This is a genomic window from Streptomyces sp. NPDC014870, assembly GCF_043081505.1.
GTDB lineage: Bacteria > Actinomycetota > Actinomycetes > Streptomycetales > Streptomycetaceae > Streptomyces.
Genome location: NZ_JBIBWQ010000014.1, coordinates 253,808 through 276,041 on the forward strand (window position 1 = coordinate 253,808; position 22,234 = coordinate 276,041).

The 22,234-nt window shown below is 70.7% G+C and carries 17 protein-coding genes; 6 read left to right on the forward strand and 11 right to left on the reverse strand.

Annotated elements, in window-relative coordinates:
- Nucleotides 1-6: 6 nt before the first annotated feature.
- Nucleotides 7-2,736: a penicillin acylase family protein gene (locus ACF09C_RS34740; RefSeq protein ID WP_392097309.1), complete on the reverse strand. Its 2,730-nt coding sequence runs from the start codon at nt 2,734-2,736 to the stop codon at nt 7-9.
- A 224-nt stretch (nt 2,737-2,960) separates the two neighbouring features.
- Here ACF09C_RS34740 and ACF09C_RS34745 point away from each other — a divergent pair, with 224 nt between their 5' ends.
- From ACF09C_RS34745 to mscL, 6 genes are all read left to right on the forward strand, one after another.
- Complete coding sequence (locus ACF09C_RS34745; protein WP_392097358.1) at nt 2,961-4,526, forward strand: potassium/proton antiporter; 1,566 nt, start codon at nt 2,961-2,963, stop codon at nt 4,524-4,526.
- Nucleotides 4,527-4,818: 292 nt separating this feature from the next.
- Nucleotides 4,819-6,105: an MFS transporter gene (locus ACF09C_RS34750; RefSeq protein ID WP_392097360.1), complete on the forward strand. Its 1,287-nt coding sequence runs from the start codon at nt 4,819-4,821 to the stop codon at nt 6,103-6,105.
- Between the two features lie 68 nt (nt 6,106-6,173).
- Entirely contained in the window at nt 6,174-6,509 is a 336-nt protein-coding gene (locus tag ACF09C_RS34755; protein ID WP_392097311.1) for an FmdB family zinc ribbon protein, read from the forward strand.
- A 102-nt stretch (nt 6,510-6,611) separates the two neighbouring features.
- A complete protein-coding gene (locus tag ACF09C_RS34760) occupies nt 6,612-7,463 on the forward strand; it encodes an S-methyl-5'-thioadenosine phosphorylase (protein ID WP_392097313.1) in 852 nt (283 codons plus the stop codon).
- Nucleotides 7,464-7,633: 170 nt separating this feature from the next.
- Entirely contained in the window at nt 7,634-8,161 is a 528-nt protein-coding gene (locus ACF09C_RS34765) for a hypothetical protein (RefSeq protein ID WP_392097315.1), read from the forward strand.
- 135 nt (nt 8,162-8,296) lie between these two features.
- A complete protein-coding gene (gene mscL, locus ACF09C_RS34770; RefSeq protein WP_392097316.1) occupies nt 8,297-8,755 on the forward strand; it encodes a large conductance mechanosensitive channel protein MscL in 459 nt (152 codons plus the stop codon).
- Between the two features lie 19 nt (nt 8,756-8,774).
- On the opposite strand, the gene ACF09C_RS34775 is transcribed toward mscL, so the two are convergent.
- From ACF09C_RS34775 to nirB, 10 genes are all read right to left on the reverse strand, one after another.
- Complete coding sequence (locus tag ACF09C_RS34775) at nt 8,775-8,996, reverse strand: hypothetical protein (RefSeq protein WP_392097318.1); 222 nt, start codon at nt 8,994-8,996, stop codon at nt 8,775-8,777.
- Between the two features lie 43 nt (nt 8,997-9,039).
- Nucleotides 9,040-9,480 carry a hypothetical protein gene (locus ACF09C_RS34780; protein WP_392097320.1) on the reverse strand — a complete coding sequence of 147 codons (441 nt, stop codon included), beginning with the start codon at nt 9,478-9,480 and terminating at the stop codon, nt 9,040-9,042.
- The gene (locus ACF09C_RS34785; RefSeq protein ID WP_392097322.1) at nt 9,477-10,133 is read right to left on the reverse strand and encodes a Rieske (2Fe-2S) protein; all 657 of its coding nucleotides are present in this window, start codon (nt 10,131-10,133) and stop codon (nt 9,477-9,479) included. Before ACF09C_RS34785 ends, ACF09C_RS34780 begins: the two co-directional genes overlap by 4 nt.
- A complete protein-coding gene (locus ACF09C_RS34790; protein WP_392097324.1) occupies nt 10,130-10,741 on the reverse strand; it encodes a 4Fe-4S dicluster domain-containing protein in 612 nt (203 codons plus the stop codon). Before ACF09C_RS34790 ends, ACF09C_RS34785 begins: the two co-directional genes overlap by 4 nt.
- Nucleotides 10,742-10,749: 8 nt before the next feature.
- Nucleotides 10,750-13,068, reverse strand: a complete 2,319-nt coding sequence (locus tag ACF09C_RS34795) for a molybdopterin oxidoreductase family protein (RefSeq protein WP_392097326.1) — start codon at nt 13,066-13,068, stop codon at nt 10,750-10,752.
- The gene (locus ACF09C_RS34800) at nt 13,065-14,183 is read right to left on the reverse strand and encodes an MFS transporter (protein WP_392097328.1); all 1,119 of its coding nucleotides are present in this window, start codon (nt 14,181-14,183) and stop codon (nt 13,065-13,067) included. Before ACF09C_RS34800 ends, ACF09C_RS34795 begins: the two co-directional genes overlap by 4 nt.
- Before the next feature lie 66 nt (nt 14,184-14,249).
- Entirely contained in the window at nt 14,250-15,086 is an 837-nt protein-coding gene (gene pflA / locus ACF09C_RS34805; RefSeq protein ID WP_392097330.1) for a pyruvate formate-lyase-activating protein, read from the reverse strand.
- Nucleotides 15,087-15,177: 91 nt separating this feature from the next.
- Nucleotides 15,178-17,445, reverse strand: coding sequence for a formate C-acetyltransferase (gene pflB / locus ACF09C_RS34810; protein ID WP_392097331.1), 2,268 nt, complete (start codon nt 17,443-17,445; stop codon nt 15,178-15,180).
- Nucleotides 17,446-17,621: 176 nt separating this feature from the next.
- Nucleotides 17,622-19,046, reverse strand: coding sequence for a NarK family nitrate/nitrite MFS transporter (locus ACF09C_RS34815; protein ID WP_392097333.1), 1,425 nt, complete (start codon nt 19,044-19,046; stop codon nt 17,622-17,624).
- Nucleotides 19,047-19,169: 123 nt separating this feature from the next.
- Nucleotides 19,170-21,950 (reverse strand): nitrite reductase large subunit NirB, encoded by a 2,781-nt coding sequence (nirB, locus tag ACF09C_RS34820; RefSeq protein ID WP_392097335.1) that lies wholly within the window; start codon nt 21,948-21,950, stop codon nt 19,170-19,172.
- Between the last annotated feature and the right edge of the window lie 284 nt (nt 21,951-22,234).

A 22,234-nucleotide genomic window follows, 5' to 3' on the forward strand; every position in this document is an offset into this window, starting at 1 on the left:
CGCCGGCTACGGCTTCAGGACCAGTGTGTCCTTCGCCGAGGCGTCGACCGCCGCCTTGCCGAAGGGCCAGTCGAGCAGTTCGCCCTTGACCCACTTGTCGGTCTGGTCGGTGTAGTTGTCGTGGTACGCGTGGCCCGAGGCGCCCGACAGGTTGATCCAGCGGGACCGGTCCCAGTCGCCGACGTTCACGACCATGCGCATCGACGGGACCCAGATGACCCCGTAGCCGCCGGCCGCGTTCCAGCCGGTGGCGTTGACGGCCGCCTCGCCGCCGCCCAGGTTCCACGGGCCGCGGTTGAGCAGGGACTGGACGAGGCCCGGGCCGGCGGTGCCGAGGGTCTGGTTCTGCAGGGTCAGCTGGTGCAGCCGGCCCCAGCTCCAGGTGGAGACGTCCTTGCCCAGCTCGGCGGTCAGCTCCCAGCGGGCGTCCTCCATGGCGCGGGCGAGCAGCTGGTCACGGGTCTCGGTGGCCGCGTCGGTGCGGTTGGCCTCGGTCTTCCACCACTCGCTGTTCTCCTGCTTGAGCAGCGGGCGGACCACCTCGTACCAGCGGTCGCCGCCGTCCGGCTGCGCCGTGTCGGCGTCACGCTCGCCGCACTCGCGGACCTTCTTGTTCTGCTCGTCGACCGGGAGCCCGGTCAGGTCCGCGGGGAGGACGCTGATGCAGTCGCCCTCGGCCCGCAGCTCCTTGGGCAGCTTGTCGCCGAAGGCGAGCTTGAGGACGTTGCGCCAGACCGCGTTGAAGTACGCGGCGGCGGCCGAGTCGGGCTCCTGGGTGTAGTCCCAGCCTTCGAGCAGCTTCTGCGCCTCGCGGACGTACGGGTCCGAGATGTCGATCTTCAGCAGGAGCGGGTTGAGCAGGGTCGCGATCTCGCTGCGGTTGTCCATCTGCATGGTCCGCATGTCGTCGGGCGAGATCTTCCCGCCGTCCTTGATCTTCGACTCGACGAGGTCGTTTATCCGCTGGCTGCGCGAGCCGTAGCCCCAGTCCGCGGTCAGGAGGTAGGGGTACTTCTTCTTGTCGACGACGGCCTGGTTGGCGGTGACGATGTAGCCGCGCTCGGGGTTCAGCTCGTACGGCAGCTCGTCGTACGGGATGTAGCCCTTCCACTTGTACGAGGAGTCCCAGCCCGGCGCGGGCACGGTGCCGTCGCCCTTGGCGCGCACCGGGATCTTGCCGGGTGCCTGGTAGCCGATGTTCTCGGCGTCGGCGTAGATCAGGTTCTGGGAGGGGACCTCGAAGTTCTTGGCCGCGGCGCGGAACTCCTTGAAGTTCTTGGCGCGGTTGAGCTGGAAGATCGCGTCCATGGACTTGCCCGGCTGCAGGGCGGTCCACTGCAGGGAGACCGCGTAGCCGTTGCCCCGGTCGGGGGCCGCGTTGCCGACGGGGGCCTTCTGGCCGACCTTCTCCAGTTCGGAGGAGCGGTCGGAGACCAGGGGGCCGTGCCCGGTGGAGCGGATGGTGATCTTCCGGTCGCCGCCGCCGGCGACCTTGATGGTCTCCTCGCGGGTCGTGAACGGCTTGACCTTGCCGTCGACCACGTAACCCTCGTTCGAGACCTTCTCCAGGTAGAGGTCGGTGACGTCGGCGCCGAGGTTGGTGAGGCCCCAGGCGACGGTGTCGTTGTGGCCGATGATCACGCCGGGCGTGCCGGAGAAGGTGTAGCCCGAGACGTCGTAGCGGCAGGTGGCCGAGACGGAGCGGCAGTGCAGGCCCATCTGGTACCAGAGGGACGGCAGCATCGGGGCGAGGTGCGGGTCGTTGGCGAGCAGCGGCTTGCCGGAGGTCGTGTACTGCCCGGAGACGACCCACGAGTTCGAGCCGATGCCGTTGCCGTTCGGGCCGAGGAGGGCCGGGATCTCGTCGAGGGCGTCGGAGAGGGCGCCCAGCTGGCTCTGCACGCCCCCCAGCGCGCTGCCGGAGTCGTTGCCCGTGCCGGCACCGTCGCCGTTCTTCGCGGGGGTGGCCTTGGGGTCGAACTTCCCCGTCTCCTCGTCGACCGCGCCGGTCTGCACGATCGGCTGGTGCAGGTCGGTCGGGTATCCGGGGTAGAGCTGCTTGATCTGCGCCGGGCTCAGCCGGCTCGTCATCAGGGAGCGGTCGATCTCGTCCTGCATGTTGCCGCGCAGGTCCCAGGCCATCGCCTTGAGCCAGGCCACCGAGTCGACCGGGGTCCAGGGCTCGATCGTGTAGTCGCCGGTGAGGGCGAGCGCCGCGTACTCGACGGAGACCTCGGAGGTGTCCCGCCCCTTGAGATAGGCGTTGACTCCCTCGGCATATGCCTGGAGGTTCTTCTTCGTCTCCTCCGACAGGACCTTGTCGTACTCCTCCTGCGCGACCTGGCGCCAGCCGAGCGTCCGCAGGAACGCGTCGGTGTCGATCTGGCTCTTGCCGAACATCTCCGAGAGGCGGCCCGCCGTCATGTGACGGCGCACGTCCATCTCGTAGAACCGGTCCTGCGCCTGGACGTAGCCCTGGGCGCGGAAGAGGTCGGCCTCGGTGTCGGCGTAGATCTGCGGCACCCCGTAGGCGTCCCGCTTGACCTCGACCTCGCCGGACAGGCTGTCCAGCCGGATCTCGCCCGAGGTCTGCGGGAACGAGGCGCGGACGGTGCTGACGCCCCAGTACCCGCCGAAGCCGACGCCCGCGACCAGCGCGAGGGCCAGGACGAGGACGATCAGGCGGGCACGTCGCCCCTTCTTCTTGGCGGGGGGCGCGGTCGTGTTGGAGGGCATCGCTGTCCTTCGAGGGGCAGGGTGGTCCTGGAGTACGGGAGCAACCTTAGGCGCAGCGTCCGGGAGGCCCGGACGCGGTGTCCCAAGGAGGCCGCCCAAGATCGCACTGGCGATCGAGGTGAGGCAAGGAGGGCGTCAAGAAAACGTTAAAGATTAGGTAAGGTAACGAAGTACCGGCTGCTGGAGGAACGATCCGGCCGCGCGTGAGGGGAAGGAACGGGTCACTGTCTGTCCACGAGCTCAATGAACTCCTGCTCATCTGCTCGCTCGTGCTGCTCATCGCTGTCGCGGCGGTGCGGATCTCGTCCCGGAGCGGGCTCCCCAGCCTGCTCCTCTACCTGGGGATCGGGATCGCGATAGGGCAGGACGGCATCGGCAACGTCGAGTTCGACAACGCCGAGCTGACGCAGGTGATCGGCTATGCCGCACTGGTGGTGATCCTGGCCGAGGGTGGCCTGGGCACCAAGTGGAAGGAGATCAAACCCGCGTTGCCCGCGGCGGTCGTGCTGTCGACCGTCGGCGTCGCGGTGAGCGTGGGCATCACGGCGTCCGCCGCCCACTACCTGGTCGGCCTGGAGTGGCAGCAGGCACTGATCATCGGCGCCGTCGTCTCCTCCACGGACGCCGCCGCCGTCTTCTCCGTCCTGCGCAAGGTCCCGCTGCCCTCCCGGGTCACCGGCGTCCTGGAGGCCGAGTCCGGCTTCAACGACGCCCCGGTCGTCATCCTCGTCGTCGCCTTCTCGACGGTCGGCCCGATCGACAGCTGGTACGTCCTGGTCGGCACGATCGCCATGGAGCTGGCCATCGGCGCCGCCGTCGGCCTCGGGGTCGGCTTCCTCGGCGCCTACGGGCTCCGGCACATCGCCCTGCCCGCCTCCGGCCTGTACCCGATCGCCGTCATGGCCATCGCCGTCACCGCGTACGCGGCCGGCGCCCTGGCCCACGGCTCCGGCTTCCTCGCCGTCTACCTGGCCGCGATGGTCCTCGGCAACGCCAAGCTGCCGCACGCCCCGGCCAACCGCGGCTTCGCCGAGGGGCTCGGCTGGATCGCCCAGATCGGCATGTTCGTCCTGCTCGGTCTGCTGGTGACGCCGTCCAAGCTGGGCGACGACATCCTGCCCGCGGTGATCATCGGCCTGGTCCTCACGGTGGTGGCGCGGCCCCTGGAGGTCTTCGTCAGCCTGCTGCCGTTCCGTATCCCCTGGCAGGAGCAGGCCCTGATGTCCTGGGCCGGACTGCGCGGAGCCGTCCCCATCATCCTGGCCACGATCCCGATGGTCTCCGGGATCGAGGGCAGCGAACGCGTCTTCAACATCGTCTTCGTGCTCGTCGTCGTCTACACCCTCGTCCAGGGCCCGACGCTGCCCTGGCTGGCGAAGGCGCTCAAGCTCGGCGACTCCTCCGAGGCGGCCGACCTCGGCGTCGAGTCGGCCCCGCTGGAGCGGCTGCGCGGCCACCTGCTGTCGGTCGCCATCCCGCAGGGCTCGAAGATGCACGGCGTGGAGGTCGCGGAGCTGCGGCTGCCGCCCGGCGCCGCGGTCACCCTCGTCGTCCGCGAGGAGAAGAGCTTCGTACCGAGTCCGGCGACCGTGCTGCGGCGCGGGGACGAACTGCTGGTGGTCGCGACCGACCCCGTACGGGACGCCACCGAGCGGCGGCTGCGGGCCGTCGGACAGGGCGGAAAGCTGGCCGGCTGGCTCGGTACGGGCGGCTCGACGGCGGTCTCCACGCCCAAGGGGCCGCACTCGCACTGGCCGCATCTGCCCTTCACCAAGCGAACGTCCGGTTAATCACAGGCATAGATTCGTCAAGAAGGGCGTTTTCCCAGGCGGGGAGACGCCCTTCCCTGTACCATGAAGGCACACTTGATCGAACCAACTCTGCCTGACGCAGAGCTGGCGCGACCGTATGGCGGCCGAGAAACCCTCCGCAGGGGCCCGGTATCTACCGCAGTTCCGCGCAAGAGGACAGCTCTCGGCTACGCCCGCACCACCGTGCAGGGGCCCGCTACCAGGCGGCAGAAAGGCAAGGACCGTGGTGTCCACGGTCACTTCTGACACGCCTGACACGGCCGACACCGCTGTGCAGGCCGCGGGAGAGCCCGGCAGGGGCAAGGGCCGCAAGCGCGCCGGTTACGGACAGCTGCTGCGTACGCCCGGCGCGCTGTCGTTCCTGATCCCCGGCTTCGCCGCCCGCCAGCCGTTCGCGATGCTGACGATCGGCATCGTCCTGCTCGTCCAGCACACCACCGGCTCCTACGGCAGCGCCGGTGCCGTCGCCGCCGTCACCGGCGTCTCGATGGCGCTCTTCGCCCCGCAGAGCGGCAAGCTCGCCGACCGTTTCGGCCAGCGCGCCGTCCTGGTCCCCGGTGTCCTCATCCACGCCACCGCCGTCTCCCTGCTCGTCGTGCTCGCGCTCGCGGGCGCCCCGATGTGGGCCCTGTTCCTCGCGGCCGTACCGGCCGGCGCCTCCGTCCCGCAGATCGGCCCGATGGTCCGGGCCCGCTGGGCGGCGAAGCTGGAGAACTCCCCGCTGATGCCGACGGCCGCTGCCTTCGAGTCGGTCACGGACGAGTTCACCTTCGTCGTCGGCCCGGTCCTCGCCACCGCGCTGTGCACCGGCGTCCACCCGGCGGCCGGCCTGATCGCCGAGGCCGCCCTGACGCTGTTCGGCGGTCTGTTCTTCGCCGCCCAGCGCCGCACCCAGCCCGTCCACGGCCTTGTCGCGGCGGCCTCCGGCAAGGCGCACGCCTCCGCGCTCTCCATCCCCGGCGTCCGCGTCCTGGCCATCGCCTTCCTGGGCATCGGCTCGGTCTTCGGCGGCATGCAGGTCTCGCTCACCGCGTTCAGCGAGGAGATCGGCAACCCCGGCGTGAACGGTCTGCTGTACGGGACCTTCGCCGCGGGCAACATGCTCGCGGGCATCGCGTGCGGTGCCATCGCCTGGAAGATCGGCCCGCGCAAGCGGCTGATCCTGGGCTACGCCGGACTCACCGCGGCCGCCTCGCTGCTCTGGTCCGCGCACTCGGTGCTGCTGCTCGGCGCCCTCGGCCTGATCGTGGGCCTGTGCATCGCCCCCGCCCTGATCTCCGGCTACACCATCGTCGAGACCCTGGTCCCGGCCTCCTCCAGGACCGAGGCCTTCACCTGGCTCACCGGCGCCGTGGCGCTCGGCCAGGCGGGCGCCGTGACGGTCGCCGGCCGGCTGGCCGACGCGCACGGCGCGAGCACCGGATTTCTGGTCCCGCTGGTCGGCACGGCGCTCGCGCTGGCCACGCTCGTCGCGCTCCGCTCGCGGCTGAGCCCCCGGGCTCCGGGGCGCGTGGCGGCACGTGGTATCGGTCACCGAGTGCCGGTGACGGTGGACTGATCCGGCGGAATACGTCACTATGGATCGTCGTTAGCACTCGATGAGTGTGAGTGCCAGGAGGAAGACAAGTGCCGACCTACCAGTACCAGTGCACCGAGTGCGGCGAGGGCCTCGAGGCGGTGCAGAAGTTCACCGATGACGCGCTGACGGAGTGCCCGAGCTGCAAGGGACGCCTGAAGAAGGTGTTCTCGGCGGTCGGCATCGTCTTCAAGGGTTCCGGCTTCTACCGGAACGACAGCCGCGGCTCGTCGAGCTCCAGCTCCCCCGCGTCGAAGTCCTCCACGACTTCTTCCTCGTCCTCGTCGACGTCCTCGTCGTCGTCCGCTTCGTCGTCCTCCTCGGACGCGAAGCCGGCCGCTTCGTCGAGCACGTCCAGCGCGTCGAGCTCCAGCTCGGCCGCCTGATCGGGGGCGCCCGCACCGGGTGCCCGACCGAGTTCTTACGAAAGCCTCACCGCCGCGCGCGGTGGGGCTTTCGGCCATTCCCGGGCCGTTAATCTGACCGGCATGGCGACCAAGGCGTTTGCGGACATCGGTGTGATCGGCGGATCGGGGTTCTACTCCTTCCTGGAGGACGTGACGGAGGTGTCCGTGGACACCCCGTACGGCAGCCCCAGCGACGCGCTCTTCCTCGGCGAGGTCGCGGGGCGCAGGGTCGCGTTCCTGCCCCGGCACGGCCGCGGCCACACCGTGCCGCCGCACCGGATCAACTACCGCGCCAACCTGTGGGCCTTGCGCTCGGTGGGCGTACGGCAGGTCCTCGGGCCGTGTGCGGTGGGCGGCCTGCGGGCGGAGTACGGGCCCGGCACCCTCGTCGTCCCCGACCAGCTCGTCGACCGTACGAAGACGCGCGTGCAGACGTACTTCGACGGGGAGCCGCTGCCGGAGGCCTGGGGCGGGGCCGTGCCGAAGGTCGTCCACACCACCTTCGCCGACCCGTACTGCCCGGACGGGCGGCGGGCGGCGCTGAAGGCGGCCCGCGGCAAGGGCTGGGACGCGGTGGACGGCGGCACCATGGTCGTCGTCGAGGGGCCGCGCTTCTCCACGCGCGCGGAGTCCCGGATGCATGCGGCGGCGGGCTGGTCGGTGGTCGGCATGACCGGTCACCCCGAGGCGGTCCTCGCCCGCGAACTGGGCCTCTGCTACTCCTCGCTGGCGCTCGTCACGGACCTCGACGCGGGCACGGAGACCGGCGAGGGCGTCTCGCACACCGAGGTCATGCGGGTGTTCCGCGCGAACCTCGGGCGGCTGCGCGAGGTGCTCTTCGACGCGGTGGGCGCGCTGCCGGACACGGCGGACCGCGACTGCCTGTGCACCCACGCCCACGACGGCTGGGACCTGGGGATCGAGCTGCCGTGAGTGCGCCTGTGGATCCTCTGTGAATCCCCCTGGGGAGTGAGGGAGTTGTCCACAGGCGGCGGTTGATCCACAGGCGGGAGCGGGATCTGCGGCGGGGCGGGATGGTGGGAGCGGTTCGGTTCTCCGACTCTCCGATCCTCCGACTCGACTCCCGACAGGCGGTGTCCCCCATGACGACTCCTCACTCTCTCGACCACTCCCCCGTTCCCGCGCCGCTCGGTGTCCCGCCGTTCGAGCCGCTGCGGGTGCGGAGCGGGCGGCGGCGGTGGCTGCGGGCGCTGCGGCGCAGGGGGCGGGCGCCGGCGGTGATCCTCGCGATGAGCGCGGCCGCGGTGGCGGTGGCGGGCGGCGGCACGGTGTCCGCCGGCCCGGCGCCGACCGCGGCGGTGCCGGCCGAGCAGCGCCGGGCGCCCGTGGTGCGGATGGTGTCGGCGCCGGTGCGGATCGCCGACGCGGAGACCGTGCGGCTGGTGCGGCCCGGGGACCGGGTGGACGTGATCGCCGCGCCCAACTCGCCGATGGGCGGGGCCGGTGAGGCGCGCGTGGTGGCTGCGGGCGCCCGAGTGGCCGAAGTTCCGCGCCCGGGTGAGACTCGTTCGGACGGTGGGGCGTTGCTCGTCCTCTCGGTTCCACGGTCGACGGCGACGGCGCTGGCCGGTGCGGGTGTCACGTCCCAACTGGCGGTGACGCTGTGTTGATTCGCACGGACTGTCTGTCAAGTCACCGTCCCGTGTGTACGGATTGGACGGATCTGCGCTGTTCGCTGCGTAATGGCTCCACCAACTGCACACGCGACGAAAGGCATCCGGGTGAGCCCGAAGAAGGAAAGCGTGATGGCAGGCTTCAAGGCCTTCCTCATGCGCGGCAATGTGATCGACCTGGCGGTGGCGGTCGTGATCGGCGCCGCGTTCACCAACATCGTGAACTCGGTGGTGAAGGGCATCATCAACCCGGTGGTCGGCGCCTTCGGCACGAAGAACCTGGAGAGCTACAAGAGCTGCATCAAGGACTCGTGCGTGGTGGTGAACGGCGAGGTGCAGGGCATCGAGCTCCAGTGGGGCCTGGTGCTCAGCGCCGTCCTCAGCTTCCTGATCACGGCCGCCGTCGTGTACTTCCTGATGGTCCTGCCCATGGCGAAGTACCTGGCCAAGCGGGCCGCGCACGACAAGGCGAAGGAAGGCGTCCAGGAGACTTTGGAGATCAGCGAGCTGGAGGTGCTGAAGGAGATCCGCGACGCGCTCGTCACCCAGCGCGGTCCGAGCGCGGGGGCGGGGTCGCACCCCACCCCCTAGCCGGCGCCTCGCACCGGCGTCAGAGGTGGTGCGGCGGCTTCTCTTCGAGGAAGCGCGCGAGATCGGCGGAGCTGTCGCTGCCGCCGGGAGGCCGCTCGCCCCACCCGCGGTCCGTATCGTCCGCGGACTGCTGGTCCAGCGGATCGTCGAAGATCAGCTTCGGCTTCGTGGTGTTCTCGGGGACTGACTGGTTGCCGGGCTGCTTCGCGTCTCGCGGACCGTGGGCGGGGGCGGTGCTCATACCTCCAGGGTACGCCGGGGATTCGGCCGTGGACCCGGTCCGATCAGCGGTCCTTCGGGTCGAGCAGCCAGAGGCCGAGTACGACGAGGAACGACAGGACGAGGAAGCCGGCGCCCCACCAGGCGGTGCCGGTGTCGCCCGCCATCCACTCGTCGACCACGATCGTCAGCCCCCACAGCTGGCCGACGACGACGGTGAGGGCCAGGGCCAGGCGCGCGTTCAGCTTCGAGGACCGCTCGGGCTCCTGTTCCGTACCGGCACCGGGGCCCGGGCCGGTGTGGCGGACCCGGGGGTCGCCGTAGCCGCTGGTGGGACGGATCTGCGGGTAGCGCTCCCGGACCGGGCGGTTGAGGCGGGGCTGCGCGCTCCCGGGGGTGTAGGCGGGGCGCGGCGGATACGCGGCGCCGCCGTCGGGTGCCTGGTCGGCAGTGCCCGGGGGGCGATCGGGGACTTCCGGGTCGCGGGGGAAGGGGGTGTCGCTCATGTGCGCTCGCTCCTCGTGGCCGCTCCCCCTGCCGAGGCGCCCGGGCAGCCGAGGCGCTCGGCCAGGCCGGGCCGTTCCTCGCCGAGCTGGCGGCAGAGGCCCTCCTGGACGCTCTCGCCGGAGCGGGTCGTGCCGACGGCCCAGATACTGCCGTCGACCTCCTCGACCAGGAGCACCTTGGGCAGCGCCCGGGGCGGCGGGCCCGCTGTCACCTCTCCCGTACGGGCGTCGAAGACGCCTTCGTGGCAGGGGCAGTACAGCTCGCCCTCGCTGCCCCGGTCCTTGCGCCACAGCACGGCGCAGGCGAGATGGGTGCAGACCGCCGAGTAGCCGGCGAGGGTGCCGTCCTCCATGCGGAGGGCGACCGCCCGGTCCGCCTCCTCGGGGTAGCGGAAGGCGAGGGACTCGCCGGGCAGCAGCTGGTCGGCGATCTTCTTCACCTCGGGTGTCCCGTCGGCGTCGCCGTGGCGGTGCAGGATGCCGGAGGCGACGCCGATCCCGCCGAGGGCGAGGCCGCCGGAGACGGTGGCCACGATCCGCAGGTAGTCGCGCCGGGTGGTGAGGGAGTCGGCGGCGATGCGGTCGTGCAGCGCCTCCTGGGCGGCGTCGGTCCCGCCGGGGCCCTCGGCCGGTGGCTGTTCGGTGACGCTCATCGGCCCCCCTCCCGTACGTCCCTGCCGTTGATCTCGACGACCGGCAGGCCACCAGGGACCGGCCATTGGACCTTGTCGGCGGGGACGACCATCGCCACTCCCGTGGAGACCGTGGTCGTGCCGAAGGTGAAGGAGTCGGCGACCTGGACGCCGGGGCGCTCGTTCTGGAGCTCGTCGAGGGTCCCGTAGAACAGGGCGCCGGTGGGGCAGACGGTCGCGCACATCGGGGCGAGGCCGTAGGCGGTGCGGTCGTAGCAGAGGTTGCACTTCATCTGCAGCTTCGCCTGGAGGTCGATCTTCGGGACGCCGAAGGGGCAGGCGTTGACGCAGTTGGCGCAGCCGATGCAGCGGGTGGTGTCGGCCTGCTGCACCACGCCGTCGGCGGTGACGAGGATGGCGTCGGCGGGGCAGACCTCGGCGCAGGGGGCGACCGGGTCCTCGCAGTGCATGCAGACCGTGGGGAGGGAGGCGACGGAGTGGCCCTCGTCGGGGTAGTCGAGGTGGATCATCGACTTGCCGCGGTGCGAGTCGCACTCGCGGCAGGCCGAGACGCACGCCTGGCAGCCGATGCAGCGCCCGGGGTCGATGAAGATCGTGCGGCCCATCATGAGCGGCGTCAGCTCCTCTCCGCGGTGCCACGGCCCTGCGGGGACGTGGGCGGCAGGGGGTCGGTTCGGGAGACCTGGGTCTCGGGGTAGGCGAGCTGCCCGGGGGCGGTCGGGGGCGCGGGGACCTCGTCGATCCGCTCGGCGGCCTCGATACGGGCCGCGCAGACCTTGTACTCGGGGATCTTGGAGCGCGGGTCGAGGGCGTCGATGGTGAGGGCGTTGGCGGCGGTCGGGACGGGCCAGTGGTACGGCACGAAGACGGTGTCGGGCCGGATCGCCTCGGTCACCAGGGCGGGGAAGACCTCGCTGCCCCGGCGGGTGACGACGCGGACCGGGTCGCCGTTGCGGAAGCCGTGCGAGGGGTGGACCTCGACCCAGGGCCGCGGGGTCTGTTCGACGAGGCCGCCCAGGCGGCGGGTCTGGTTGCCGGAGAGGAAGTGGGCGACGGTGCGGCCGGTGGTGAGGGAGAGGGGGTACTCCTCGCTGTAGGGGTCCATGGGCGGGTGCCATTCGACGACCTGCATGTGGATCCTGCCGTCCGGGTGGTAGGTCTTCCCGTCCTCGAAGAGGCGGGGGGTGCCCGGGTGGTCGGTGCTGGGGCAGGGCCAGGCGATGCCGCCGGTCTCCTCCAGGCGTTCGTAGGTGATGCCGTAGTAGTCGTTGACCGTGCCGGCGGAGGCGATGCGCAGCTCCTCGAAGACGGAGCGGGAGTCGGCGAAGTCGAACTTGTCGCCGGCGCCGAGGCGCTTGGCGAGTTCGCAGATCACCCAGGTGTCCGTGCGGACCCCGGCGGGCGGTTCCTGCGCCTTGTTGTGCTTGACGACCCGGGCCTCGGCGTTGGCCATCACGCCCTCGTCCTCGGCCCAGACGGTGACGGGGAAGACGACGTGCGCGTTGGCGGCCGTCTCGGAGAGGAAGAAGTCGAACTGGGCGTGGAACTGGAGGGTGTCGTAGCCGTTCTTGACGGTCGCGTAGTTCGGGAGGGAGACGAAGGGGTTGTTGCAGATGCCGATCAGGCCGCGGATCTCCTCGCGCTGCATCTGCCAGACCATCTCCATCATGGAGGTGCCGGCGGGCGGGAGTTCGGACTCGTCGATACCCCAGATCTCGCAGATCTGTCGGCGGTGCTCGGGGTTGGTGATGGAGCGGCCGCCGGGCAGCAGGTCGGACTTCTGGCCGTGTTCCCGGCCGCCCTGACCGTTGCCCTGGCCGGTGATGGTGCCGTAGCCGGCGCCGGGCTTGCCGATGTTCCCGGTGGCGGTGCACAGGTTGATGATCGTCAGGCAGTTCTCCACACCCTGGGAGTGGTGCTCGACGCCACGGGCGTGCCAGGCCATGGCCCTGTCCGCGCCGGCGAACATCCGGGCCGTCCGGACGATCTGCTCCTCGGGGACGCCGCAGATCTCGGCGGCGCGGGAGGGCGGGTAGGCCTCGACGGTCCGCTTCACCTCCTCCCAGCCGGTGGTGTGCTCGGCGAGGAACGTCTCGTCGGCGAGGCCCTCGGCGACGACCACGTGCAGGACGGCGCTGAAGAACGCGGAGTCGGTGCCGGGCTTGAGGGCGACGTGCAGGTCGGCGGTGCGGGCGATGGCCGTCTCGCGGGGGTCGACGACGATCAGGGAGGCGCCCCGGTCCCGGGCTCCCCAGAGGTACTGGGTCATCACCGGGAAGCACTCGCCGACGTTGGATCCCGCGATGAGGAGGCAGTCCGTGAGGAGGATGTCGGAGAAGGGGTTGCCGGCGCGGTCGATGCCGAAGGAGAGCTTGTTGGCACCGGCGGCGGAGACCATGCACAGGCGGCCGTTGTAGTCGACGTGCCGGGACTTGAGGGCGACGCGGGCGAACTTGCCGACGAGATACGTCTTCTCCGAGTAGAGGCTGGCTCCGCCGAGCAGGCCGAAGGAGTCGTTGCCGTACTCCTCCTGGATGCGGCGGATCTCGGCGACGGTGAAGTCGAGCGCCTCCTCCCAGCTCGCCTCGCGGAACTCCTCGTCGCGATTGCGGCGCATGAGCGGGGCGGTGAGCCGGTCGGGGTGGTTGACCTGCTGGTAGGCGTTGATGCCCTTGGGGCAGAGCCGCATCCGGTTGATGTCGTGGTTGCGGGGTTCGACGCCGAAGACCTTGCCGCCGTGGTCGACCCGCAGGTACATGCCGCACTGCACGCCGCAGAAGCAGCAGTGGGTGGGGACGAGCGTCTCGCCCTCCTGGTCGGCGTGCCAGCGGTCGGCGGGGATGCCGCCGGCGTCACGGAAGTTGCGGGTGCCGGGCGGGGCGAGGGAGGGGTCGAGGGGGAGACGGTCGGAGCGGCCCACGTGCTGCTGGGTCACTTGAAGCCCTTCTTGACGTGGGTGAGGTAGGCGTTGCCGCGCATGACCCGCTTGCAGCGGGGGCAGTACCGGGGCCCTTCGGCGAAGCCGAGGTCGAGGTCGCGCATGGTCCCCTGGAGGTTCTCGACGTACGGGCCGGTGTCGATGGGCTCCCCGCAGCGGAGGCAGCCGAGGACCTCGTCGCCGTCCTTCTTGCGGGAGGTGTACTTGAAGAGCTGCATGCCGACGGCGGCGGGCCGCTGCACGATGTGGAAGAACTTCCCGAACGGGATGTAGATGAGCGTGAAGACCACCGACACCATGTGCAGGATCGCCAGGAACTCGTAGCCGCCGCCGTGCAGGAAGATCGACGAGAAGGTGAGCAGCAGCCCGGTCACGGCGATGACGATGAGGGCGATCAGCGGCACCAGGTCGTAGGCGAAGCGCTGCCCGGTGATGGCGCCGCGGTCCTTCATCCGGCGCCACAGGAAGTAGGACGCGCCGGGGATGACGAGGACGGCGGCGATGTCGAGGCCGTGGAACATCAGCCAGCCGACGATGTTCAGCGAGTCGAAGCCGAGCACCTTGAAGCCCCAGATCCGCATCTCGTAGCCGGGCCCGGACCCGGTGGACGAGGTGAAGGTGAACCAGCCCCAGGTGAGCGGGAAGGTGATGAGGGCGGCCAGCACGCAGCCCCAGAAGATCAGCTGGTGGGCGGCCCAGCGGGCGTGCGAGCGGGCGCCGAGGAACTTCTGGAAGCCGAGATAGGTGGCGATCATCCGCGGCAGCGCGGTGGGCGCCCTGCGGAAGTTGGCGGCCGAGAAGAAGGAGCGCCAGCCCTGCTTGAAGAGGCGGCGGGCACCGGGCGCGGAGATCCACACGGTGTAGCGGTAGGCGACGCCGAACGCGAGGAAGACGGTGGCGACGGCGTACGGGAGGAGCGCCGAGTCGAAGTCGCGCAGGAGTCGGCTGCCGAGCACGATCGCGACGATCAGCAGGGCGGAGACGACGGTTCCGGCGAGGGCGGCCCGGCGGCGCACGTCGGCCGGGGTCTGGCGGCGGACGTCGGGGGACGCCGGGGCGACGGGCGCGGGGCCCTCGGGGGGCTCCGTCACGCGGGCAGGTGGCTCGGTCACGCGGACACGGTAGGACGCTATGCCCCATTTGGGCATGTTCTCCGCGTCGGGAGGGTGAACGTTCCCTCAGATGGCGTTCAGGCCGTGGGACAGGAAGACGGCCCGGGCGCCGGCGACCTCGTCCGGGGTCGGGGACGGGGTGTCGTGGAGCGTGAAGGGCTTGGCGAGTGCTTGCCACTTCGCTTCGCCGAGCTTGTGGAAGGGGAGGATGTCGACGCGCGAGACATTGCCCAGGCCGGCGGCGAAGGCGGCGACTCCCTCGATGTTGTCGGGGTCGTCGGTGAGGCCCGGGACGAGCACGAAGCGGACGTGGACCTCCTGGCCGAGGTCGGCGAGGCGGTGGGCGAAGTCCAGGGTCGGCCCCAGCGGCCGGCCGGTGACCTTCTGGTACGTGTCCGGGTCCCAGGACTTGATGTCCAGGAGGACGAGGTCGGTGTCGCGCAGCAGGGCGTCGGTGGCGCGGACGCCCAGGAAGCCGGAGGTGTCGAGGGCGGTGTGGAAGCCGAGCTCGTGCTTCATCCGGTGGAGCAGCTCACCGGTGAAGACGGGCTGCAGGAGGGGTTCGCCGCCGGAGACGGTGGCCCCGCCGCCGGACGCCTGGATGAAGCGGGTGTACTTCGCGGCTTCGGCGATCACGGCGTCGGCGGAGGTGCGGGTGCCGTTGCGCATCCGCCAGGTGTCGGGGTTGTGGCAGTAGAGACAGGTCAGCGGGCAGCCGGAGAGGAAGGTGACGAAGCGGGTGCCGGGGCCGTCGACACCGGTCGACAGGTCCCAGGAGTGCACCGAGCCCTCGGAGGGGCGCCGGGTCGCGGCGGCGGCCGGCGTCGCGGGACCGGGTGTGGTGATCGACGTGACCTGCGCGGTCGTCGTGGTCGTGGTGGTCGTCGTGGTCGTCGTGGTCATGGCAGGACCTCTCCGTTCCGAAGGGGACGGCCCCGGGGCCGGGGTGAGGGTGAGGCCCGGCCCCGGGGCGCTGAGGGCTACGGCGTCGCCGCTACAGCGCGCCGTGGAAGGTGCGGTTGATGACGTCGAGCTGCTGGTCGCGGGTCAGCCGGACGAAGTTGACCGCGTATCCGGAGACCCGGATGGTCAGCTGCGGGTAGTTCTCCGGGTGCTCTATGGCGTCCATCAGCACATCCCGGTTGAGGACGTTGACGTTCATGTGGAAGCCACCGCCGGCCATGTAGCCGTCCAGGACACCCGCCAGGTTGGTGATCCGCTCCTCGGGGGTGCGGCCCAGGCCGTCCGGGGTGACCGTGTTGGTCAGCGAGATGCCGTCCTCGGCGTCGTCGTAGGGGAGCTTGGCGACCGACAGCGCCGAGGCCACGTAGCCGTGGCTGTCGCGGCCGTTCATCGGGTTGGCACCCGGGGCGAACGGCTCGCCGGCGCGGCGGCCGTCGGGGGTGTTGCCGGTCTTCTTCCCGTAGACGACGTTCGAGGTGATCGTCAGGATGGACTGGGTGTGCGTCGCATCCCGGTAGGTCGGGTACTGACGGAGCTTCTCCATGAAGTCGTGCACGATCCGCACGGCGATGTCGTCCGCCGCGTCGTCGTTGTTGCCGTACGCCGGGTAGTCGCCGTCGATCTCGAAGTCGACCACGAGCCCGCTCTCGTCGCGGACCGGCCGGACGGTGGCGTGCTTGATCGCCGACAGGGAGTCCGCCGCGACCGAGAGGCCCGCCGCGCCGAAGGCCATCGTCCGCATCGGGGCGTAGTCGTGCAGGGCCATCTCGATGCGCTCGTAGGCGTACTTGTCGTGCATGTAGTGGATGACGTTCATCGCGTGCACGTACGTCTTGGCCAGCCAGTCGAGCATCGCGTCGTACCGCTCGGCGACGGTCTCGTAGTCGAGGACCTCGCCCTCGACCGGCTCGAAGCCCTCGGCGACGACCTTGCCGGACTTCTCGTCCCGGCCGCCGTTGATCGCGTAGAGCAGGGCCTTGGCGACGTTGACCCGGGCGCCGAAGAACTGCATCTGCTTGCCCACGGCGGACGGCGAGACACAGCAGGCGATCGCGGTGTCGTCCCCGTACTTGGGTCGCATCAGCTCGTCGGACTCGAACTGGATGGCCGAGGTGTCGATGGCGACCTTGGAGGCGAAGTCCTTGAAGCCCTGCGGCAGTCGGGCCGACCAGAAGACCGTCAGGTTGGGCTCGGGGGCCGGGCCGAGGTTGTACAGCGTCTGCAGGTAGCGGAAGGAGGAGCGGGTCACCAGCGGACGGCCGTCGGCGCCGATGCCCCCGATGGACTCCGTCACCCAGGTCGGGTCGCCGGAGAAGCCCTGGTTGAAGTCCTCGGTGCGCAGGAAGCGGACGATGCGCAGCTTGATGACGAAGTCGTCGATCAGCTCCTGTGCCTGCTCCTCGGTCAGCACACCCGCCTCGATGTCGCGCTGCAGGTAGATGTCGACGAACGTGGAGGTGCGGCCGAGGGACATCGCCGCGCCGTTCTGCTCCTTCACCGCGGCCAGGTACGCGAAGTACGTCCACTGGATCGCCTCGCGGCCGGTCGCGGCGGGCCGGGAGATGTCGTACCCGTACGACCGCGCCATCGCCTTCAGCTCGCCCAGGGCCTTGATCTGCTCGGCCAGTTCCTCGCGGTCGCGGATGACGGAGTCCGTGGGCCACTCCTTCTCGACCCCGGCCTTCTCGTCCTGCTTGGCCGCGATGAGCCGGTCCACGCCGTAGAGGGCGACGCGGCGGTAGTCGCCGATGATGCGGCCCCGGCCGTAGGCGTCCGGAAGGCCGGTGATCACGCCGGAGGAGCGGCAGGCCCTGATCTCGGGCGTGTACGCGTCGAAGGTGCCCTCGTTGTGGGTCTTGCGCAGCCGCGTGTAGACCTCCTTGACCCGCGGGTCGGGCTCGTAGCCGTAGTCCCGCAGCGAGGACTCCACCATCCGCCAGCCGCCGTTCGGCATGATGGCGCGCTTCAGCGGGGCGTCGGTCTGCAGGCCGACGATCAGGTCGAGGTCCTGGTCGATGTAGCCGGGGGCGAAGGCGTCGATCGCCGACGGGGTCGTCACGTCGACGTCGTACACGCCGCGCTCGCGCTCCACGGGGAAGAGCGCGAGAAGCTTGTCCCACACCGCCGTCGTGCGCTCGGTGGGGCCGGCGAGGAAGGAGGCGTCGCCCTCGTACGGCGTGTAGTTCTGCTGGATGAAGTCGCGGACGTCGACGGCGTCGCGCCACAGTCCGCCCTTGAAGCCCTTCCAGGCCGTCTCGGCCCGCTCGTTCACCGTTGCCTCAGCAGGGGTCGCAGTCATCGCCCGCACCGCCTTCTCGAATCATTCGATCGCGTCGTTGCCTGCTTCCATTGCACGCCTTTTGATCGATCAAATGAGTCGGCATTGGTCACCGGTCGACGGCCATTGGTCCCCTTCCCCAGATGCGGAAAGGCCCCGCCTGAGCGGGGCCTTCGCCGTGGTGCCGGACGCGCCGGTCAGCTGGGCGCCTCCGCGCCCTTGCGGGCGTAGAACCACCAGGTCACGACCGTACAGCTGGCGTAGAAGGCCACGAAGCCCCACATCGCGCTGGTCACGGCCACCGAGCCGAACAGGGCCGGGATGAAGAAGAAGCCGTAGGCGGCGATGGCCGAGGTGAAGCCGGTGACCGCGCCGGACTCCATCTCGCACTGCTTCAGCGCCTTCGTGTACTCCGGCGTGCCCTCCGTGAGCCCCTTCAGATGGGTCGAGCGGAAGATCACCGGGATCTGCCGGAAGGTCGAGCCGTTGCCGATGCCGGAGAAGAAGAACGCGGCGAGGAAGCAGAAGAAGAAGCCGTAGAAGCTGCCCGCGTCCGCGCCGGACGGCAGGAAGGTGATGACGCCGATGATCGAGGCCGCCATGCCCACGAAGGACAGGATCGTCACCCGGGCGCCGCCCAGCTTGTCCGCGACCCAGCCGCCCGCCCACCGGGCAAGCGCGCCGACGGCCGGGCCCATCCAGGCGTAGGTGGCGACGGAGTAGTCCGGGAACGTGGTCTTGATCAGCATCGGCAGCGCGGCGGCGAAGCCGATGAAGGAGCCGAAGGTGCCGACGTACAGCCAGGTCATCAGCCAGTTGTGCTTGCGCTTGAAGATGATCTTCTGCTGGCTGAAGGGGGTGGACGCCACCTTCAGGTCGTTCTGGCCGAACCAGGCCACGGCCGCGAGGACCAGCAGCACCGGCACCCAGATGAAGGCCGCGTTCTGCAGGTAGACCGGGGTGCCGTCGGCCTTGTGCTGGGCCGAGCCGATCGCGATGGTCGAGAAGGTGATGACGATCGGGGTCAGCAGCTGGACCACCGAGACGCCCAGGTTGCCGAGCCCGCCGTTGATACCGGTCGCGCTGCCCTTCCTCGCCTTCGGGAAGAAGAAGCCGATGTTCGCGAGCGAGGAGGCGAAGTTGGCGCCGCCGATGCCGCACAGGGCGGCGATGGCGACCATCACGCCGTACGGGGTCGAGGGGTTCTGGATCGCGATGCCCAGCCAGATCAGCGGCACGATCAGCACGACCGTCGACAGCGCGGTGAAGCGGCGCTGGCCGACGCGCGGGCCGAGGAAGGTGTAGAAGATCCGGGCCGTACCACCGGTCAGGCCGGGGATCGCCGTCAGCCAGAACAGCTGCGAGGTCGAGAAGCCGAAGCCGACGTCCTTCAGGTTCGTGGCGGTGACGCTCCACACCTGCCAGACCACGAAGGCCACCAGGAGCGCCGGGACCGCGATCCACAGGTTGCGGTTGGCGACGCGCTTGCCGATCGACTTCCAGAAGAGCTCGTTCTCGGGCTCCCAGTCGGTGATCGGCGTGCCGGGGCGGTACTGCTCCGCGTCGTACGAGGGTGCCGGCCCGCTCGTCGCCGCTCTGCTGTCCTGGACTACGGAACTCATGGCGCTTCCCTGGGGGTGGGGACTAGGGGACCGTCGGGGTCCTTCCTTGCTCCTCCACCGTGCGCTTCCACAGGAGGGGTACGTGAGAGGCCATGGTCGCGACCCGGGCGGGCGGAGGTCCCGTCAGTCGCGGGCCGTAGGGACACCCGACACGACCTCGTGGACCGGCAGCGCCACCGACGGGTCGTCCAGGCAGACCCCGGTCCGCAGGGAGAACTCCTGCTTGAGCATCGGCGAGGCCACCACCGGCTCCCCGTCCCGCGTCCCCATGATCCCGTCGGCGATCACGTCCGCCCCGGAGAACGGGTCGCGGTTGCCCACCGCGTAGACCTCGCCCCCGCCGTCCTTGAAGAGCGCCGCCTCGCCGCCGTCCGCGAGCACCGTGGCCCGCCCGCGCCCCGGCTCCAGGAACTCCACCCCGTCCCCGTACGGGCCGAAGCGGGCCAGCGCCTCGGGGTCGTCGAGGACCGCGCGCCACTCGTCGCGGTAGGCCGCCACGTGCCGCTCCATCTGGGCCTCGAGCTCCGCGCCGATCCCGAGCCGGTCCTCGACGAGCACCTCCCGCAGATGGTCGAGCCCGCCGTCGAGCCGCTCCAGCCACGCCGACGTCCGCTCCAGGCGCTCCCCGGTCCGTACGTAGTACATGAGGAACCGGTCGATCAGCGCGAAGAGTCCGGCCGCCGAGAGGTCGGCGGCGAGCAGGTCGGCGTGGCGGGGGCTGGTGCCGCCGTTGCCGCAGACGTACAGGTTCCAGCCGCCTGCGGTGGCGATCACGCCGATGTCCTTGCCGCGCGCCTCCGCGCACTCGCGCAGACAGCCCGACACCCCGCCCTTGAGCTTGTGCGGCGCCCGCAGGCCCCGGTAGCGCAGCTCCAGGTCGATCGCGAGCTGCACCGAGTCGCCCTGCCCGAAGCGGCAGAACTTCGACCCGACACAGGACTTCACCGTCCGCAGCGACTTGCCGTACGCGTGCCCCGACTCGAAGCCGGCATCGATCAGCCGGCGCCAGATGACCGGCAGTTCCGCCTTCCGCGCGCCGAAGAGGTCGATCCGCTGCCCGCCGGTGATCTTCGTGTAGAGGCCGTGGTCACGGGCGACCTCGCCGATGACGATCAGCTGCTCGGCGGTGATCTCACCGCCGGGGACGCGCGGGACGACCGAGTACGTGCCGTCCTTCTGGAGGTTGGCGAGGAAGAGGTCGTTGGAGTCCTGCAGGGCGGCCTGCTCTCCCTCCAGGATGTGGCGCAGCCCGAGTTCGGGGGCGAGGGTGCCGAGGACGTTCGCGACGACCGGCTTGCAGACGACGCAGCCCTCACCGCCGCTCCCGTACTTCTCCGTCAACTCGCTGAAGGAGCGGATGTGTTCGTCTCGCACGCGGGCGTAGACGTCCGAGCGGGACAGTTCGGGGAAGTGCTCGCAGAGGCCGCGCGGCTTCTCGACCCCGGCGGCGTCGAGGACGGCCTGGAGGGTGTTCACGCAGCCGCCGCAGCCGGTGCCCGCCTTCGTGCAGCGCTTGACCCCGCCGACGTCCGTCAGGCCGTGCTCGGTGATCGCGGCGCGGACCGCGCCCTTGGTGACGTTGTGGCACGAGCAGACGACGGCGTCGTCGGGCAGGCTGTCCGCACCCGGCAGCTCGCCGCCCCCGCCGCCGGCGGGCAGCAGGAACGCCTCGGGAGGAGCGGGCAGGAGCCGCCCGGCGTGCGGCTTCAGCGAGCCGTACGCCTCCGCGTCACCGACCAGGATGCCGCCGAGCAACTGCCCTTCGGGGCCGAGCAGCAGCTTCTTGTAGACGCCCTCGCGGCCGTCCGAGAAGACGACCTCGGTGGCCTGCGGCCCGGCGGCGAACGGGTCGCCGAAGGAGGCCACGTCCGCGCCGAGAAGCTTCAGCTTGGTGGAGGTGTCGGCGCCGGTGAAGACGAGGTCGCCCGCGCCCGCGAGCCGGTCGGCGACGGTCTCGGCCATCTGGTAGCCGGGCGCCACGAGCCCGTAGACCCGCCCGTCGCAGGTCTGGGCGCACTCGCCGATCGCGTAGACGTACGGGTCGGTCGTGCGGCAGTGCTCGTCGACCGCGACGCCCCCGCGGTCGCCGACCGCGAGCCCCGACTCCCGCGCGAGCCGGTCCCGTGGCCGCACTCCGGCCGAGAAGACGACCAGGTCGGCCGGGATGCGGGTGCCGTCGGAGAGCTTCAGGCAGCGTGCCCGCCCGTCGGCGTCCGTCTCGATCTCGGCGGCGCCGACACCGGTGTGCACGGCGACGCCCATCGACTCGATGGTGGCCCGCAGCGCCGCCGCCCCGCCGTCGTCGACCTGGAGCGGCATCAGCCGGGGCGCGAACTCGACGACGTGCGTGGCGAGACCGAGGGTCCGCAGCGCGCCCGCCGCCTCCAGACCGAGGAGCCCGCCGCCGACGACGACACCGGTACGGCGGCCGTCGGCGCCGCGGTCCCGCGCGTACGAGCGGAGGGCGTCGACGTCGTAGAGCGTGCGGTACGTGAAGCAGCCGGGCGCGTCGGCGCCGGGGATCGGCGGGACGAACGGGTACGAGCCGGTGGCCAGGACGAGCGCGTCGTACGCGACGACGGCGCCGGAGGTGGTCGTGACCGTGCGGGCGGCCGTGTCGACCTGCTCGGCGGGGTCGCCCAGGCGCAGGTCGATGCCGTGGGCGGCGAGGAAGTCCGGCGCGGCGAGCCCGAGATCGGCCGGGTCCGTGCCCGTGAAGACGGACGAGAGGTGGACCCGGTCGTAGGCCGGTACGTCCTCCTCGGCGAGCACCACGACCCGCCAGCCGGGGCCCGTCGGATCGGCGGGGTCGGCGAGGGCGCCGCGCTCGGCGAGCGCCTCCAGGAGGCGGTGGCCGACCATGCCGTGGCCGATCAGCACGAGGGTCTGGGTGGGGGTGGCCATGGCGGGCTCTCCGTGGGGTAGAGGGGTGTCCGTCTCCGACCGTAGGCGGGCTCCGGGGGCGGTTCGGGGCCGTGAAAGGCCCGAGGCGAGGGGACTTGTGGCCCGCGCGCCCGGGCCCAACGACGGTGCCCGGGGCGCGGCGGTCCGGCTTAGCGTGAGGAGGGTGGGGGCCGTGGGGTGTAGGGCCTGTCGTTTGGATCAGGCCGGATCAGGGAGCGGGGTCTGGTGCATGGGGTCTCCCCAGGCCCTCTGGGCCTAGGGGACGGATCGCAAGGCGGAGGAGG